This window comes from Salinarimonas rosea DSM 21201 (assembly GCF_000429045.1).
In the GTDB taxonomy this organism is placed as follows: Bacteria; Pseudomonadota; Alphaproteobacteria; order Rhizobiales; family Beijerinckiaceae; genus Salinarimonas; species Salinarimonas rosea.
This window is the reverse complement of sequence record NZ_AUBC01000028.1, coordinates 26,686-41,652: the sequence shown is the minus strand read 5'-3', so window position 1 is coordinate 41,652 and position 14,967 is coordinate 26,686. Positions and strand designations below refer to the sequence as shown.

14 protein-coding genes are annotated in these 14,967 nt (G+C 71.3%); 13 read left to right on the top strand and 1 reads right to left on the bottom strand.

What is annotated here, in order from left to right:
* Positions 1 to 140 precede the first annotated feature (140 nt).
* The 3 genes from G407_RS0118425 (at position 141) to G407_RS0118415 (ending at position 3,184) form a co-directional block, all read left to right on the top strand.
* Entirely contained in the window at positions 141 to 1,031 is an 891-nt protein-coding gene (locus tag G407_RS0118425) for a LysR family transcriptional regulator (RefSeq protein WP_029032015.1), read from the top strand.
* A gap of 115 nt (positions 1,032 to 1,146) precedes the next feature.
* A complete protein-coding gene (locus tag G407_RS0118420) occupies positions 1,147 to 1,911 on the top strand; it encodes an alpha/beta hydrolase (RefSeq protein WP_043540158.1) in 765 nt (254 codons plus the stop codon).
* A gap of 76 nt (positions 1,912 to 1,987) precedes the next feature.
* Positions 1,988 to 3,184 carry a DegT/DnrJ/EryC1/StrS family aminotransferase gene (locus G407_RS0118415; RefSeq protein WP_029032013.1) on the top strand — a complete coding sequence of 399 codons (1,197 nt, stop codon included), beginning with the start codon at positions 1,988 to 1,990 and terminating at the stop codon, positions 3,182 to 3,184.
* On the opposite strand, the gene G407_RS0118410 is transcribed toward G407_RS0118415, so the two are convergent.
* The gene (locus tag G407_RS0118410) at positions 3,181 to 4,224 is read right to left on the bottom strand and encodes a LacI family DNA-binding transcriptional regulator (RefSeq protein ID WP_029032012.1); all 1,044 of its coding nucleotides are present in this window, start codon (positions 4,222 to 4,224) and stop codon (positions 3,181 to 3,183) included. The genes G407_RS0118415 and G407_RS0118410 overlap by 4 nt on opposite strands.
* A gap of 144 nt (positions 4,225 to 4,368) precedes the next feature.
* On the opposite strand from G407_RS0118410, the gene G407_RS0118405 reads away from it, so the two are divergent.
* The 10 genes from G407_RS0118405 to G407_RS28565 all read left to right on the top strand — a co-directional run bounded on the left by G407_RS0118405 (position 4,369) and on the right by G407_RS28565 (position 14,862).
* Positions 4,369 to 5,121 (top strand): ABC transporter permease, encoded by a 753-nt coding sequence (locus tag G407_RS0118405; protein ID WP_029032011.1) that lies wholly within the window; start codon positions 4,369 to 4,371, stop codon positions 5,119 to 5,121.
* Positions 5,118 to 5,891: an ABC transporter permease gene (locus G407_RS0118400; RefSeq protein ID WP_245259124.1), complete on the top strand. Its 774-nt coding sequence runs from the start codon at positions 5,118 to 5,120 to the stop codon at positions 5,889 to 5,891. The genes G407_RS0118405 and G407_RS0118400 overlap by 4 nt, the downstream gene beginning before the upstream one ends.
* On the top strand, positions 5,888 to 6,682 hold the full coding sequence (locus tag G407_RS0118395; RefSeq protein WP_029032009.1) for an ABC transporter ATP-binding protein: 795 nt from the start codon (positions 5,888 to 5,890) through the stop codon (positions 6,680 to 6,682). Before G407_RS0118400 ends, G407_RS0118395 begins: the two co-directional genes overlap by 4 nt.
* A gap of 25 nt (positions 6,683 to 6,707) precedes the next feature.
* A complete protein-coding gene (locus G407_RS0118390) occupies positions 6,708 to 7,754 on the top strand; it encodes an ABC transporter substrate-binding protein (protein ID WP_029032008.1) in 1,047 nt (348 codons plus the stop codon).
* 25 nt (positions 7,755 to 7,779) lie between these two features.
* Positions 7,780 to 9,081 carry a histidinol dehydrogenase gene (gene hisD, locus G407_RS0118385; RefSeq protein ID WP_043540149.1) on the top strand — a complete coding sequence of 434 codons (1,302 nt, stop codon included), beginning with the start codon at positions 7,780 to 7,782 and terminating at the stop codon, positions 9,079 to 9,081.
* Positions 9,078 to 9,809 carry an SDR family NAD(P)-dependent oxidoreductase gene (locus tag G407_RS0118380; protein ID WP_029032006.1) on the top strand — a complete coding sequence of 244 codons (732 nt, stop codon included), beginning with the start codon at positions 9,078 to 9,080 and terminating at the stop codon, positions 9,807 to 9,809. The genes hisD and G407_RS0118380 overlap by 4 nt, the downstream gene beginning before the upstream one ends.
* The gene (locus G407_RS0118375) at positions 9,806 to 10,756 is read left to right on the top strand and encodes a zinc-dependent alcohol dehydrogenase (protein ID WP_029032005.1); all 951 of its coding nucleotides are present in this window, start codon (positions 9,806 to 9,808) and stop codon (positions 10,754 to 10,756) included. The genes G407_RS0118380 and G407_RS0118375 overlap by 4 nt, the downstream gene beginning before the upstream one ends.
* Positions 10,757 to 11,237: 481 nt before the next feature.
* Positions 11,238 to 11,696 (top strand): universal stress protein, encoded by a 459-nt coding sequence (locus G407_RS0118370; RefSeq protein ID WP_029032004.1) that lies wholly within the window; start codon positions 11,238 to 11,240, stop codon positions 11,694 to 11,696.
* 54 nt (positions 11,697 to 11,750) lie between these two features.
* The gene (locus tag G407_RS0118365) at positions 11,751 to 13,406 is read left to right on the top strand and encodes an MFS transporter (RefSeq protein ID WP_029032003.1); all 1,656 of its coding nucleotides are present in this window, start codon (positions 11,751 to 11,753) and stop codon (positions 13,404 to 13,406) included.
* Between the two features lie 70 nt (positions 13,407 to 13,476).
* The gene (locus G407_RS28565) at positions 13,477 to 14,862 is read left to right on the top strand and encodes an MFS transporter (RefSeq protein ID WP_052341551.1); all 1,386 of its coding nucleotides are present in this window, start codon (positions 13,477 to 13,479) and stop codon (positions 14,860 to 14,862) included.
* Positions 14,863 to 14,967 lie beyond the last annotated feature (105 nt).

Here is a 14,967-nt window from a genome sequence, read left to right as displayed (position 1 = left end):
GCCGACGATCCCCGGGCTCGTCGCCGTGATCCCGGCTCGTGGTCGAGGATTTCCCCGTTCGGTTCGATGCACAAATATCCTTTGTTGATCGACTGATCACGATCGGCTATCAGCCTCCCCTCCCGGGCGAGGAGCGGTGGATGAGGGCGTCGCGGATCGGCATCAGGCATCTGAGGACCTGCGTCGCGGTCGCCGACGCGGGCAGCTTCCGGCGCGCGTCCGAGGTGCTCGCCGTCGTCCAGCCGGCGATTACCAAGACCGTGAAGGACACCGAGGAGGATCTCGGCTTTCCGATCTTCGAGCGCACCACCCGCTCCGTGGCCGTGACCGAGGCGGGCGCGGCCTTCCTGGCCGACGCACGCAATGCGGTCGCCCTGTTCGAGCGCACGGTCCGCGCGGCGCGTCGCGACGAGAACGGCCGGCGCGGGCACGTCATCGTCGGCTACTCGGCGCTGGCGACGTCGAGCGCGCTGACGCGCGCGCTCGAGCGTTTCCAGCGCGCCTGCCCGGACGTGCAGGTGGAGATGCACGTGCTCTCCACCGACACGATGACGCGCCGCCTCGCGGACGGGACCATCGACGTCGGCTTCCTGCTCGACCACGGCTCCGTGGCGCGGGGCGACCTGACGATCGAGCCGCTCTGGCGCGACCCGCTCGCTCTCGTGGCGCCCCGCGCGGCGGTGCCGGAGGCCGTGCGCGTGGGCGAGCTCGCGGACCAGCCATTCGTCCTGGGGCTGCGGGAGAACTGGCGGAGCTATCGGCTTCTCCTCGACGAGGCGCTCGCGCCCCACGGCCTGCAGCCGCGCGTCGTCGACGAGGTCTGGGACGTCCAGGTGATGTTCCAGCGCGTGGCCGACGGCAAGGGCGTGACGATCTATCCCGCCTCGATCGCGGAGAGCCTGCCGGCGCAGCTCGCGGCGATCCCCATCCGCGACCTCGAGGCCCGCGCGACCATCGGGATGGCTCATCACGAGGCGGCCGACACGGGCCTGCTGCGCCGGTTCCGCAGCTACTTCGCCGGGTCCGGCTGATCACCGGACGCGATCGATCGATCTCTTCTTTCGATTGGAAATCGGGCGCCGAATGGTCGGACAAGCCCGGCATGCGCTCGCCATCCGGCGGGCGGCCTTGCCGGGAAGCGCGCTCGTGACCGCCGACACCGATCCGTTTCTGCTCGAGGGGGAGGGGGCCGCGATCCTCCTGATCCACGGGTTCACGGGGACGCCGCAGGGCGTGCGGCCCGTCGGCGAGCGCCTGCACCGCCTCACCGGCGCGACCGTCCACGCGCCGCTCCTCGCAGGGCACGGCGGCGTGCCGGAGGACCTGCGCTCCTGCGGCTATCGGGACTGGGTCGCCTCGGCGGAACGCGCCCTCGAGGCGCTCGCCGCCGCCCACGGACCCGTGCTCGTCGTGGGCCTGTCGATGGGCGCGACGATCGCCCTCAACCTCGCCGCACGACGCGGCGAACGCATCCTCGGCGTCGCCGCGATCAACGCCTCGACGGGCATCTACCAGCCCGGCGTCGCGGCCCAGCTGCTCGACGCCGATCCGCGCGGCGACGTCCCCGGGATCGGCTCGGACATCAAGCGCGAGGGCGTGCGGGAGATCGCCTATGCGCGCATCCCGGTCCCCGCCCTGCAGAACCGGTACGTCCTCGCCTGCGCGACCGGGCACATGCTCCCGCTCGTCACGCGCCCGGTGCTCGTCCTCCAGTCGCGCGAGGACCACGTGGTCGCGCCGGAGAACGCCCTGCGGATCGTCGGCAGCGTGGCGGCGGCGCGCGTGCGGCTCGTCTGGCTGGAGAACTCCTACCACGTGGCCACGCTCGACCACGACCGCGATCTCGTCGCCGACGAGATCGCCGCGTTCCGGGCGGAGTGCCTGCGAAATCCCGGCGCCGCGCCGAAGTAAGCGCTTGCAGCGGCTCTCGACCTGGTCGATGCTGGCGGTCGACGCCCCCCCGGCGGGGCCGCAGCGACGAGCCTCGATGAGCCGACCGCCCTTCTCAGGAAGCTTCACCCAGCAGGAGCCGATCCCCGACGAGGCGATCGAGGCCGCGCTCACCGTGCTGCGGAGCGGGCGGCTGCATCGCTACAACACCGTCCCCGGCGACGAAGGGCAGGCCGCCGCCCTCGAGCGGGACTACGCCGCCTGGCAGGAGGCGCGCTTCTGCCTCGCGCTCGCCTCCGGCGGCCAGGCGATGCAGATCGCGCTGCGCGCGGCCGGGGTGAGCCCCGGCGACCGCGTCCTCAGCAACGCCTTCACGCTCGCCCCGGTCCCCGGCGCGATCGCGGCCCTGGGGGCCGAGCCGGTGCTCGTCGAGATCACCGAGGACCTCGTGCTCGACCTCGACGATCTCGCGCAGAAGGCGCATGCGAGCGGCGCGGGATGGCTGCTGCTCTCCCACATGCGCGGTCACCTCTGCGACATGGACCGCCTCGTCGGGCTGGCCGAGGCGCTCGGCGTGCGGATCATCGAGGATTGCGCCCACACGATGGGCGCGCGCTGGAACGGCCGCAGATCCGGGAATTTCGGCCTCGCGGGGTGCTTCTCGACGCAGACCTACAAGCACCTCAACGCGGGCGAGGGCGGCCTGCTCACGAGCGACGACGCCGCCTTCATGGCGCGGGCGACCGTGCTCTCGGGCAGCTACATGCTCTACGATCGCCACGGCGCGGGACCCGCGCCGGACACCTACGCCGACATCCGCCTCGACACGCCGAACCTGTCGGCGCGCATGGACAACCTGCGCGCGGCGATCCTGCGCCCGCAGCTCGCCCGGATCGACGACGCGATCGCGCGCTGGAACGCGCGCCACGATCGGGTCGCGGGGCACCTTTCCGCCTGCGCGCGCATCCGCCTGCCGGCCCGGCCGCCGCAGGAGGCCTATGTCGGGTCCTCGATCCAGTTCCTGGTGCCCGGGATCGCCGCGGAGGCGGCGCGCGGCTTCCTCGCGCAGTGCGCCGCGCGCGGCGTCGAGCTCAAGTGGTTCGGCGCGCCGGAGCCGGTCGGCTTCACCTCGGCCCATGCCAGCTGGCGCTACGTGCCGGCGCAGGCGCTGCCGCGGACGGACCGCATCCTGTCGGGCCTGTTCGACATGCGGCTGCCGCTGACCTTTACGCTCGAGGATTGCGACCTGATCGCGCGCCACATCCTCGACGCCGCCGCGGCCCTCCCGGCCTAGGATGCGCCGGGCTTGCGCCAGCTGCTGCGGCGCACGACGAGGCGCGTCCCGAGCCGGATCGACGAGACGGGGCGATCCTCCTTGATCGCCGCGATGAGCTCGGCGGCGGCCCGCCGGCCCATCTCCTCCGCCGGGATGCGCACGGTCGTCAGGGGCGGGTCCATTTCGGCCGAGATCGGGAGATCGTCGACGCCGGTGATCGCCACGTCGTCGGGCACCCCCAGGCCCGCGGCCCGCGCGGCGGCCAGCGCGCCGAGCGCGATGACGTCGTTGCCGCACACGACCGCGTCGGGCCCGACCTCGAGGAGGGCCCGCGCGGCTTCCTTGGCCCGCCGGATCGAGTAGAGCGTCTCGGCGACCGCGACCGGCGCGAGCCCGTGGTCGGCGAGACGCGCCACGGTGCCGTCGAGCCGCGCGCGGGCGCGGTCGTTGCCCGCGAGCACGCCCGCGAGGATCGCGACGCGGCGCCGCCCGCTGGCGACGAGGTGATCGACCAGGGGCGCCATCGCCGCCGCGTTGTCGAAGCCGATATTGGCGAGCGGCGCCGCCTCGTCGTAGGCCCAGGCGCAGGCGCAGCGCAGGCCCGACGACACGAGCATCTCGAGGCCCTCCGCACCGCGATCGTTGCCCACGAGCAGGAGCCCGTCGACGCCGCGCTCGACCATCTGCCGGATCAGGAAGCCCTCCTGCACGGGGTCGTAGTTCGAGACGGCGATGAACAGCGCGTGCCCGCGGCGGCGCGCCTCGTCCTCGAAGGCGTTCACGCCGGCGGCGAAGATGGCGTTGGTGAGCGTCGGGATCACGGCGCCGAGCGTGCGCGAGCGGCGCGTGGCCAGCGAGCGCGCCGCCTCGTGCGGCATGTAGGCGAGCTCGCGGATCGCCGCCTCGACCTTCTCCCGCGAGGCCCGGCTGACGAGGGGCGATCCGTTCAGCACGCGGCTGACGGTGGCCGTGGAGACGCCGGCGCGGCGCGCCACGTCGATCTGCGTCGCTCCGCCGAGCCGCGGAGGCTCCGAGGAATCTGGCTTGATCTCGGTCATTGTATGCGTATACACTCGAATGAAAGCGCAGACAAAGGCGCGGAGCGAAGCATCGGACCACGGGAGCGGACGATGATGCCGACCGTCGCGGGGGCTGTCCCCGCGAAGCGAAACGCGTGGAGGCCGAGGGTCCGGCGCTCCGTCGTGACGGGCGTCGCGACGATCGTCGCCCTGCTCGTGGCCTGGTGGCTCTCGACGAGCGTGCTCGGCCTCGTCGGCCCGGCGCGCTTCCCGTCTCCCGAGGCCTTCGTCGCCGCGCTCCAGCGCATCTGGACGCAAGGGTATGCCGGCGGCACGCTGATCGAGCACGTCGTGCAGAGCGTGCGCCTCGTCTTCGTCGGCTTCCTCACCGCGGTCGCGGTGGGCGTGCCGCTCGGGTTCCTGATGGGGTACGACCGGCGCATCGAGGCGTTCGTCAACCCTGTCTTCCTCGTCCTGCGGCCGATCCCGCCGCTGGCCTGGATCCCGCTCGCCATCGTCTGGTTCAGCCTCGGCGACGCCTCGAAGGTGTTCGTCATCTTCGTATCCGCCTTCGTGCCGTCCGTCATCAACACCTATACCGGTGTGCGCAACGTCCGTAAGCATCTGATCGAGGCGGCCCTCGTCCACGGGGCGAGCCGCGGGCGGGTGATCCGCGAGGTCTACCTGCCCGACGCCTCGCCGATGATCTTCACGGGCCTGCGCCTCTCGCTGCAGGCGAGCTGGACGACGCTCGTCGCCGCCGAGCTCGTCGGCGCCTTCCTCGGGCTCGGGCGCGCGCTGCAGACGGCCTATCGCGACGTGAACACGCCGATGATCCTCGTCGCCATGGTGGCGATCGCGATCTCGGGCGCCCTCACCACGATCCTCCTCGCCCGGCTCGAGAAGCGGGTGATCCGATGGAGGGCGGAGGCATGACGCGCGCCGTCCCGCTGTGGCTCTACTCGCTGTCGAGCCTCGTGCTGTTCTTCGGCGTCTGGCAGGGCGTGACCGTGCTCGGCCTCGTCTCGCCCTTCGTGCTGCCCTCGCCGGTGACCGTGGCGGAGCGGGCGATCGCGATGATGCAGCGTCCCTTCGCCGGCGCGCTGCTGTGGGAGCACGCCTTCTCCTCGTTCCTGCGCTTCCTCGGCGGCTTCGGGCTCGCCGCCGCCATCGGCGTCCCGCTCGGCCTGATGATGGGCCGCTTCCGGCTCCTCGACGAGATGGTGACGCCGGTCTTCGAGGCCTACCGCTACGTCGCGCCGCTCGCCTGGGTGCCCTTCGCCGCGCTGTGGTTCGGGACCGGGGTCGGCGGCGCCATCATGGTGATCTTCACCGGCGCCTTCGCGCCCTGCCTCATCAACGCCTATCGGGGTGCGCGTCTCGTCGACAAGCACCTGATCGAAGCCGCGCAGACCCACGGCGCCTCCGAGTTCCGGATCGCGACCGAGGTGCTGCTGCCGGGCGCGCTGCCCTCCATCGTCGCGGGCCTGCGCGTCTCGGCGGGGCTCGGCTGGCAATCGCTGATCGGCGCCGAGCTGATCGTGGTGAGCTCGGGCATCGGCTACGTGATGATCCAGGGCCAGTCGAACCTCAGCCCCCAGACCGTGATCACGGCGATGCTCGTCATCGGCCTCATCGGCCTCCTGATCGACGTCGGGCTGCGCGGGGTCGAGACGGCCGTGCGCCGGAAGTGGGAAGGACAATGAGCGAGATCGTCATCGACAAGGTGTCCAAGATCTTCGGCGACGGCGGCGCCAAGCCGTTCGTCGCCATCGACGGCGTCGATCTGCGCGTCGAGGACCGGGAGTTCATCTCCGTCGTCGGCCCCTCCGGCTGCGGCAAGACGACGTTGATGCGCATGGTGGCGGGCCTAGAAACCGTCAGCCGGGGCGAGATCCGCGTCGCGGGCAAGCCGGTGACCGGCCCGGGGCCGGACCGCGCGGTCGTGTTCCAGCAGTTCGCGCTGTTCCCGTGGAAGACCGTGCGCGAGAACATCGTCTTCGGCATGCGCTCGCGCGGCGCCTCGCGGGAGGAGCGGGACGAGGCGGTCACGTACTACCTGCGCCTGATGAAGATGGAGGGGACGGCGGACAAGTATCCCCATCAGCTCTCGGGCGGCATGCAGCAGCGCGTCGCCATCGCCCGCAGCTACGCCACCGATCCCGGCGTGCTCCTGATGGACGAGCCCTTCGGCGCGCTCGACGCCCAGACGCGCACCATCATGCAGGAGGAGCTGGTGCGCGTGTCCAAGGGCAATCCGCGCACCGTCATGTTCATCACCCACTCGGTCGAGGAGGCGGTCTACCTCGCCGACCGCGTGGTGGTGATGGGCCGCAATCCCGGCCACATCCGCGAGGTGATCGACGTCGCCTCCACGCGCCAGGCCGAGAGGTGGTCCGAAGAGCCCATCGACGACGTGATGGAGAAGCCGAGCTTCACGCATCTGCGTGGCCAGGTCTGGCGTCTCCTGCGCGAGCAGATGGGTGCCGACGTCTGACGAACCAGAAGAGGGGAAACGTTCGATGACCTTCAAGCGAAGCCATGCGCTGCTCGTCGCAGCCGCGCTCACGCTGCCCGGCGTCGCCGCCGCGCAGGACGGCACGACCGAGATCAAGGTGTCCTACCAGCCGGCTCTGTACTGGGCGCTGCCCTACTACATCGCCGACCAGATGGGCTGGTGGGAAGACGTGGGGCTCGCGCCCTCCTACTCGACCTTCCCCTCCGGCGCGCCGCAGGTGGCGGCGGCCGCGGCCGGCGACTGGGATCTCGGCGGCACCGGCTCGGCGCCCGCCGTGCTCGGCGCCGCGCGCTTCGACATCATCACGATCGGCATCACCAACAACGAGAGCGCCACCAACGCGATGATGGTGCGCGGCGACGAGGCGGAGGCGATCCGCGCCGATCCCGCCGGCCAGCTGCGCGGCCAGCGCCTCCTCGTCACCACCAACTCGACCGGCGAATACGCGTCCGCCGCCTGCATCGAGAGCTTCGGGCTGAACTATCCCGAGGACGTCGAGGTGGTGAACCTGAACCAGGGTGAGATCATCAGCGCCTTCGCGAGCGGCACCGGCAAGATGGCGGGCCTCTGGGCGCCCAACATCTACACCCTGCAGGACCGTGCCGGCGCCGAGCTGCTCTGCTCGGGCCAGGACGCGGGCGCCATCGTCCCCGGCGCCCTGATCGCGCGGCGCGACTACGCCGAGGCGAACCCGGAGCTCGTCGCGCGCTACCTCGCGGTCTTCCTGCGGGGCGTCGAGTACATCCGCGACAACAACGACGAGGCGGTGGCGATGATGGCCGACTTCTACGCGCTCACCGGCGTCGAGCTCCCCGAGGAGTTCCTGCGCCAGGAGATCGCGCTCAGGCCGATGTTCACCCTCGACGAGCAGCTCGAGATCATGGAGGGCGACGCCTCGACGGCGGTCGAGTGGTTCAACGGGCTCGGCGGCTACATGACCTCGACGGGCACGCTGGAGAGCGAGCTCGACGCCGCGACCTTCGTCGATCCCACCTACATGCGGCTCGTCGCCGACACGCCCGAGCTCGCGGCCTTCGCCCGGGGCGAGTGACGTTTCGAACCGACTGGAGACGAGAATGGAATACCTGAAGACGGCGCGGAAGACGGCAGCGACGGACGAGCGGAACGTCCGCGACACGGTGCAATCCATCCTCGACGACATCGAGGCGGGCGGCGACGACGTCGCCCGCCGCTACGCCCGCGAGCTCGACGGCTACGACGGCGAGATCGTGGTGAGCGACGAGGTGCGCGCCGCGGCCGCGGGCCAGGTCGCCCAGAAGCTCAAGGACGACATCCGCTTCGCGCGCGACAACGTCCGGCGCTTCGCCGAGCGCCAGCGCGCGAGCCTGCAGGACGTCGAGTACGAGGTCGTGCCCGGCCTCGTCGCCGGCCAGCGCCAGATCCCGGTCTCGGCGGTGGGCTGCTACGCGCCCGGCGGGCGCTACGCCCACGTGGCCAGCGCCATCATGACGGTGACGACCGCGAAGGTCGCCGGCGTCGGCCACATTGCCGCCTGCTCGCCGCCCAAGCCGGGCGTCGGCATGAACCCCGCCGTGCTCTATGCGCTCGACGTCTGCGGGGCGGACCGGATCCTCAACCTCGGCGGCGTCCAGGGCATCGCCGCCATGGCCTTCGGCCTGTTCGGCACCCCGCCGGCGCGCGTGCTCGCCGGGCCGGGCAACCAGTTCGTGGCCGAGGCCAAGCGCATCCTGTTCGGCCGGGTGGGCATCGACATGTTCGCCGGTCCCACCGAGAGCATGGTCATCGCCGACGCCACCGCCGACCCGATGATCGTCGCCTGGGACCTCGTCGGCCAGGCCGAGCACGGCTACAACTCCCCCGTCTGGCTGATCGCGACCGATCGCGCCCTGGCGGAGGAGGTCGCACGCCTCGTGCCGCGCTGCATCGCCGAGCTGCCCGAGCTCAACCGCGAGAACGCGACCCGCGCCTGGGACGAGTACGGCGAGATCATCCTCGCCGAGAGCCGCGAGGAGGCCGTGCGCATCAGCGACGGCTACGCCTCCGAGCATCTCCAGGTGCAGGCCCAGGATCTCGACTGGTGGCTCGCCAACCTGACGAACTACGGCTCGCTGTTCCTGGGCGAGGAGACCACCGTCGCCTACGGCGACAAGTGCTCCGGGCCCAACCACGTCCTGCCGACGAAGGGCGCGGCCCACTACACGGGCGGGCTCTCGGTGGGCAAGTTCATCAAGACCGTGACGTGGCAGCGCGCGACCCGCGAGGCGAACCGCGCCATCGGCCAGGCCTGTGCGCGCATCAGCCGGCTGGAAGGCATGGAGGGCCACGCCCGCACCGCGGACGTGCGCCTCGCCAAGTACTTCCCCGGCGAGAATTTCGACCTGAGCGCCGCGTCATGAGCCTGTTCGACCTGGCCGGGCGCGTCGCGGTCGTCACCGGCGCCTCGGCGGGGATCGGCGCGCATCTCGCGCGCACGCTCGCCGCGCACGGCGCGCGGGTCGTCGCGGTCGCCCGCCGCGCCGAGGCGCTCGACGGGCTGGGCGCGGGCATCGCCGCCTGCCCGGCGGATCTCGCGGCGATCGAGGACTGGGACGGCTTCGCCCGCGCGCTCGCCGCGCCCTTCGGCGCGCCGCAGATCGTGCTGCACGCCGCGGGCGTGAACCTGCGCGAGCCGTGGGACGCGATCTCGGGCGCGAGCTGGGACGCGACGCTGGACCTGAACCTGAAGGTCCCCTTCTTCCTGTCCCGCGCGCTGGTGCCGGGCATGGGGAACTGGGGACGCATCGTCACCTTCGCCTCGCTCCAATCCTCGCGGGCCTTCCCCAACTCGATCCCCTACGGCGCCTCGAAGGGCGGCGTCGCGCAGCTCACGCGGGCGATGGCGCAGGCGTGGTCGCCCGGGGGGATCACGGCCAACGCCATCGCGCCGGGCTTCTTCCCCACGGAGCTGACCGGGCCCGTCTTCGCCGATCCCGAGCGGGCGGCCGGCAACGCCGCACAGACCTGCATCGGCCGAAACGGCGTCCTCGCCGATCTCGACGGCCCGGCGCTCTTCCTCTGCTCGCCGGCATCCGCCTACGTGACCGGCCAGGTGCTCCATGTCGACGGGGGGTTCACCGCGAAATGAAGGCGCTCGTCCAGACCGCTCCCCACCGGCTCGAGATCCGGGACGCGCCGGCGCCCGAGACCGACGTCGTGCGCGTCGCCTTCTGCGGCGTCTGCGGCTCGGACATGCACGCCTATGGCGGGCACGACCCGCGCCGGCCGACCCCGATCGTGCTCGGCCACGAGATCGCCGGCCACGACGCCGACGGGCGCGCGGTGACGGTCAACCCGCTCGCCACCTGCGGCGTGTGCACGTACTGCACGTCGGGCCGGGACAATCTCTGCCCGGATCGCAGGATCCTCTCGATGCCCCCGCGGCCCGGCGGCTTTGCCGAGGCCGTGTCGGCGCCCGCCCGCGCCTGCGTCGCGATCCCCGAGGGCGTGCCGCTCGCGGCGGCGGCCCTCGCCGAGCCGCTCGCCTGCGGCTGGCACGCGGTGCGGCTGGCGCGCCGGATCGCGCCGCTCGGGCGCGCGCTCGTCCTCGGCGGCGGCGCAATCGGGCTCGGCGCGGCGCTCGCGTTGCGCGCGCAGGGCGCGGATGCGGTGACCATCGTCGAGCCCAACGGCGCCCGCGCCGAGCGCCTGCGCGGCCTCGACGGCGTGACGGTCTCCGACACGCCGACGCCGGCCGAGACCGTCGTCGACGCGGTCGGCATCGACGCGACCCGCGCGGCCGCCTTCGCCGCCGTGCGCCCGGGCGGCGTCATCGCCCATATCGGGCTCGGCGGAGGCAGCGGCGGCTTCGACCCGCGCTACGCCACGCTGCAGGAAGTGACCTTCTTCGGCGCCTACACCTACACGGCCGAGGATTTCCGCGAAACGGCGGCGGCGATCTTCGACGGCCGGCTCCCGGTGATCCGCCATCTCGACGCGCTCGTCGAGATCCGCTCGCTGGAGGAGGGGCCGGACGTGTTCGCGGCGCTCGCCGCGGGACGCATCGCGGCGCCGAAGGTGCTCCTCGTTCCCTGATCGGGGCCGATCGGCGCGGGAGCGAACGGTCTTCCGCGCACGCACGCCGCGCGGCATCGAGATCACACCTTTATCCCACATCGGCTTCGGCGATCCGCGACGACGGTTCGGGAGCGCGCGCGCCGCGAAGGCCGGGCTCGTGCGCGTACTCCTGCGCGTCCTCGTGCGGCACGGGGCGGCGCGCCCGAGGCCGCGACGGTCCCCGTCGATCGCGCCGAGCCCCCGCCGGCCTCTTGCTTGACAATTATCAAGTATGACACCGGCATGGCTTCCGGCCGAGCCGGGCGCCCGGCGAGGCTACGCAAGCCATGAAGCAGGCTTTTTCGGGGTTGCGGCTAAGGGGCGTCCCTTAGGTGCGAACGCGATCCGGCGACCGACGCCGATCTTGCTTGATGTAAGTCAAGTCGCGTGACGCGCTCCGCATGACATCGTCCGTGCACGATCTCGAAGAGGACATCCGTCCTGCACGGAGCCGCCGCCCATGCACCTGATGCTCGCCTACGACCATTCGCGCAACGCGCGCATCGCTCTCGAGGCGGTGAAGTCGATGTTCGCCTCCGCCAAGCCCGAGATCACCCTGATCTCCGTCATCGAGGACGTCGGCTCCGCGACGAGCGTGACGGACGACATGTTCGACGAGCAGTACCGGGAGCAGCGCGCCGGCGTCGAGGCCGCCGCGGCGGAGCTCACCGCGGCGGGGATGAAGACCCGGGTCCTGATCGCGGAAGGCGACGCGCGCAAGATGATCCTGCGCGCCACGCAGGAGCGCGAGCCCGACCTCCTCGTGATGGCGCGCCACAGCCACAAGCCGGACCGGGGTTTCTTCGCCTCCAAGCTCGACGCCTTCGTCGAGGAGTTCGATCACATGACCTTCGGGTCGGTGAGCGCCTTCCTGGCGCGGCGCGTCCAGTGCCCGCTGCTGATCATCCCCGCTCCCTGACGACCCGCAGCGCACCCGCATGCGCGCGCCGCCTTCTTCCAGAGGCCACGTCCCATGAAAGTCTCCGACGTCTTCCGGTTCAAGAGCCGGGACATCCGGGCGCTCCACCTCACCTGGATCGCCTTCTTCATCTCCTTCTACGTCTGGTTCAACATGGCGCCGCTGGCTTCCAGCATGCTGCGCTCGGTGAACTGGCTGACGGCCGAGGACCTCAAGCTCTTCGCCATCGCCAACGTGGCGCTGACGATCCCGGCCCGCATCGTCGTCGGCATGGCGCTCGATCGCTTCGGGCCGCGGCGGGTGTTCTCGATCCTGATGGTCGCCATGGCGCTGCCCGCGTTCGTCTTCGCCTTCGGCGAGACGCGCGAGCAGCTCTTCGTGTCCCGCCTGGTGCTGTCGTCGATCGGCGCGAGCTTCGTCGTGGGCATCCACATGGTCGCCCTCTGGTTCAAGCCGCGCGACATCGGCTTCGCCGAGGGGCTCTATGCCGGCTGGGGCAACTTCGGCTCCGCCGCCGCGGCGATGACCCTGCCGACGATCGCGCTGACGCTGTTCGGTGGCGACGAGGGCTGGCGCTGGGCGATCGCGCTCTCCGGCGTCGTGATGGCGGCCTACGGCGTGTTCTACTGGTTCGCGCTGACCGACGGCCCGCACCCGGACAGCCACCGCAAGCCGCGCAAGGCGGCGGCGCTCGAGGTCAGCAGCTGGGGCGACCTCGTCCTCCTCGTGCTCTTCACGGTGCCGATGGTCGGCATCCTGGCGATCCTCGTCTGGCGCACGGAGAAGCTCGGCTATCTCGACGCCACGGCGGCAGGCATCGTCTACGCCGCGATCGTCGCGGTGATCGTCTACCAGATCGTGCAGGTCCTGCGCGTCAACGTGCCGATCCTGAAGCGGGGCGTGCCCGCCGACGACCGCTACCCGTTCAGGTCGGTGGCGGCGCTCAACACCACCTACTTCGCCAATTTCGGCGCCGAGCTCGCGGTCGTGTCGATGCTGCCGCTCTTCTTCGAGGAGACCTGGGGCCTCAACGCCGCCGTCGCCGGCATCATCGCCTCCTCCTTCGCCTTCGTGAACCTGTTCGCCCGGCCGATGGGCGGGCTCGTCTCCGACCGCTTCGGGAACCGCAAGTTCGTGATGCTGTCCTACATGCTCGGCATCGCCGTCGGCTTCGGCCTGATGGGGCTGATGAACTCGAGCTGGCCGCTCGTCGTCGCCATCGCCATCACGATCTTCTGCTCCTTCTTCGTGCAGGGCGCGGAGGGCGCGACCTTCGGCATCATCCCCTCGATCAAGCGCCGCGTCACCGGCCAGATCTCGGGCATGGCGGGCGCCTACGGCAATGTCGGCGCGGTGTTCTACCTCTTCGTCTTCACCCTCGTCACGCCGAGCCAGTTCTTCCTCATCATTGCCGCCGGCGCCCTGGTCTCCTGGGTGGTCTGCCTGATGTGGCTGAAGGAGCCGGAGGGCGGCTTCGGCGACGAGTACGTCATCTCCTCCGTCGACGAGGCGATCGCGCTGGAGGCGCGCCGCCGCAAGGAGGCGGAGGCCGAACTCGCCCTCGTCTTCGCCGGCTCCGAGAAGGTCGACCTGGTCGACAAGGGCGAAGGCCTCACCGTCACCGCCCGCTTCGGCAGCCTCGACGAGCTGCGCGCGGCGCTCGCGCGGCTCTCCGAACGCGGACCCGCCACCACCGCCCCCGCCGAATGAACCCGTCCGGGCCGGAGCGCCTGCGCGCCGGCCCGGTGACCGCACTGCCTCTCATGGAAGGACCGGACCGATGTCCGTCGCAGCCACACCAGTGAAGCCCCCGAACGAGCAATCGGGCCCCGAGCCGCGCGGAACCTGGCTTTCGCACTGGGATCCGGAGAACGAGGCCCTCTGGGCCGCCGGCGGCTCGCGCCTCGCGTGGCGCACGCTCACCATCACCACCGCGAACCTGCTGCTGGCCTTCATCATCTGGTTCCTGGTCTCCGCGCTCGTCGTGCGCCTGCCGGCGCTGGGCTTCCAGCTGACGACGGGCCAGCTGTTCTGGCTCGCGGCCATGCCCGGCCTCGCCGGCGGCACGCTGCGCCTCGTGCACATGTTCCTCGTGCCGATCTACGGCACCCGCTCCGTGGTGGGCTGGTCGACGCTGTCGCTGCTGCTGCCGGCCCTGGGCTGGTTCTTCGCGGTGCAGAACCCGCAGACGCCCTTCGTCGTGCTGATGGGCCTCGCCTTCATGGCCGGGCTCGGCGGCGGGAACTTCTCGTCCTTCATGCCCTCGACCTCGCTGTTCTTCCCCAAGCGCCTGCAGGGGACCGCGCTCGCGGTCCAGGCCGGCATCGGGAATTTCGGCGTCTCGGTCGTGCAGTTCGTCACGCCCTGGATCATCACGGTGTCGCTGCTCGGCGGCGCGACCTTCCTCGGCGAGGCGCAGGTGATGACGAAGAACGGCGTCGAGACGCCGGTCTTCATGCAGAACGCCACCGCCGTGTTCATCCCGTTCATCGTGATCTTCGGCCTCTCGGCGTTCGCCTTCCTGAAGAGCGTCCCGGTCAAGGCCAATTTCGGCGAGCAGATGGACATCTTCCGCTCGCGGCACACGTGGTCGATGACGAGCCTCTACATGATGACCTTCGGTGCCTTCGCCGGGCTGGCGGGCACCTTCCCGCTGCTCATCGCCAAGTGCTACGGCGGCCTCGAGAACGCGCCCGACCCGCTCGCCTTCGCCTTCCTCGGCCCGCTCGTCGGCTCGCTCCTGCGCGTCGTCGGCGGCCCGATCTCCGACCGGTTCGGTGGGGCGCGGGTGACGCAGGTGGCGGGGCTCGGCATGGTCGCCTGCGCGGCGACGGTCCCGATGTTCACCACCCCGGACTCGGTGGCGGAGTTCCCCTTCTTCGTGATGGCGATGCTCGGCCTGTTCGCCTTCTCCGGCGTCGGCAACGCCTCGACCTTCAAGCAGATGCCGATGATCTTCCCGCCGCGCCAGGCGGGCGGCGTGATCGGCTTCACCGCGGCCATCGCGGCCTACGGCCCCTTCGTCTTCGGCATGATGTTCGCGGGCGCCTTCGCCGCCTACGGCAACCCGAACGTCGTCTTCTACGGGCTCGCCGTGTTCTTCGCCTTCAACGTCGCCCTGAACTGGTGGATGTACGCCCGCCGGAACGCGGCGACCTGCTGCTGACGCGCCGCCGGAGGGGGCGCTCCCCCCTCCGGCCGGGCCCGCGCGCCCGCGTATCCGCGACCCATTCGAGACGAGACTCCCGCGCCCGTCGCGCGCCGTCCGAGC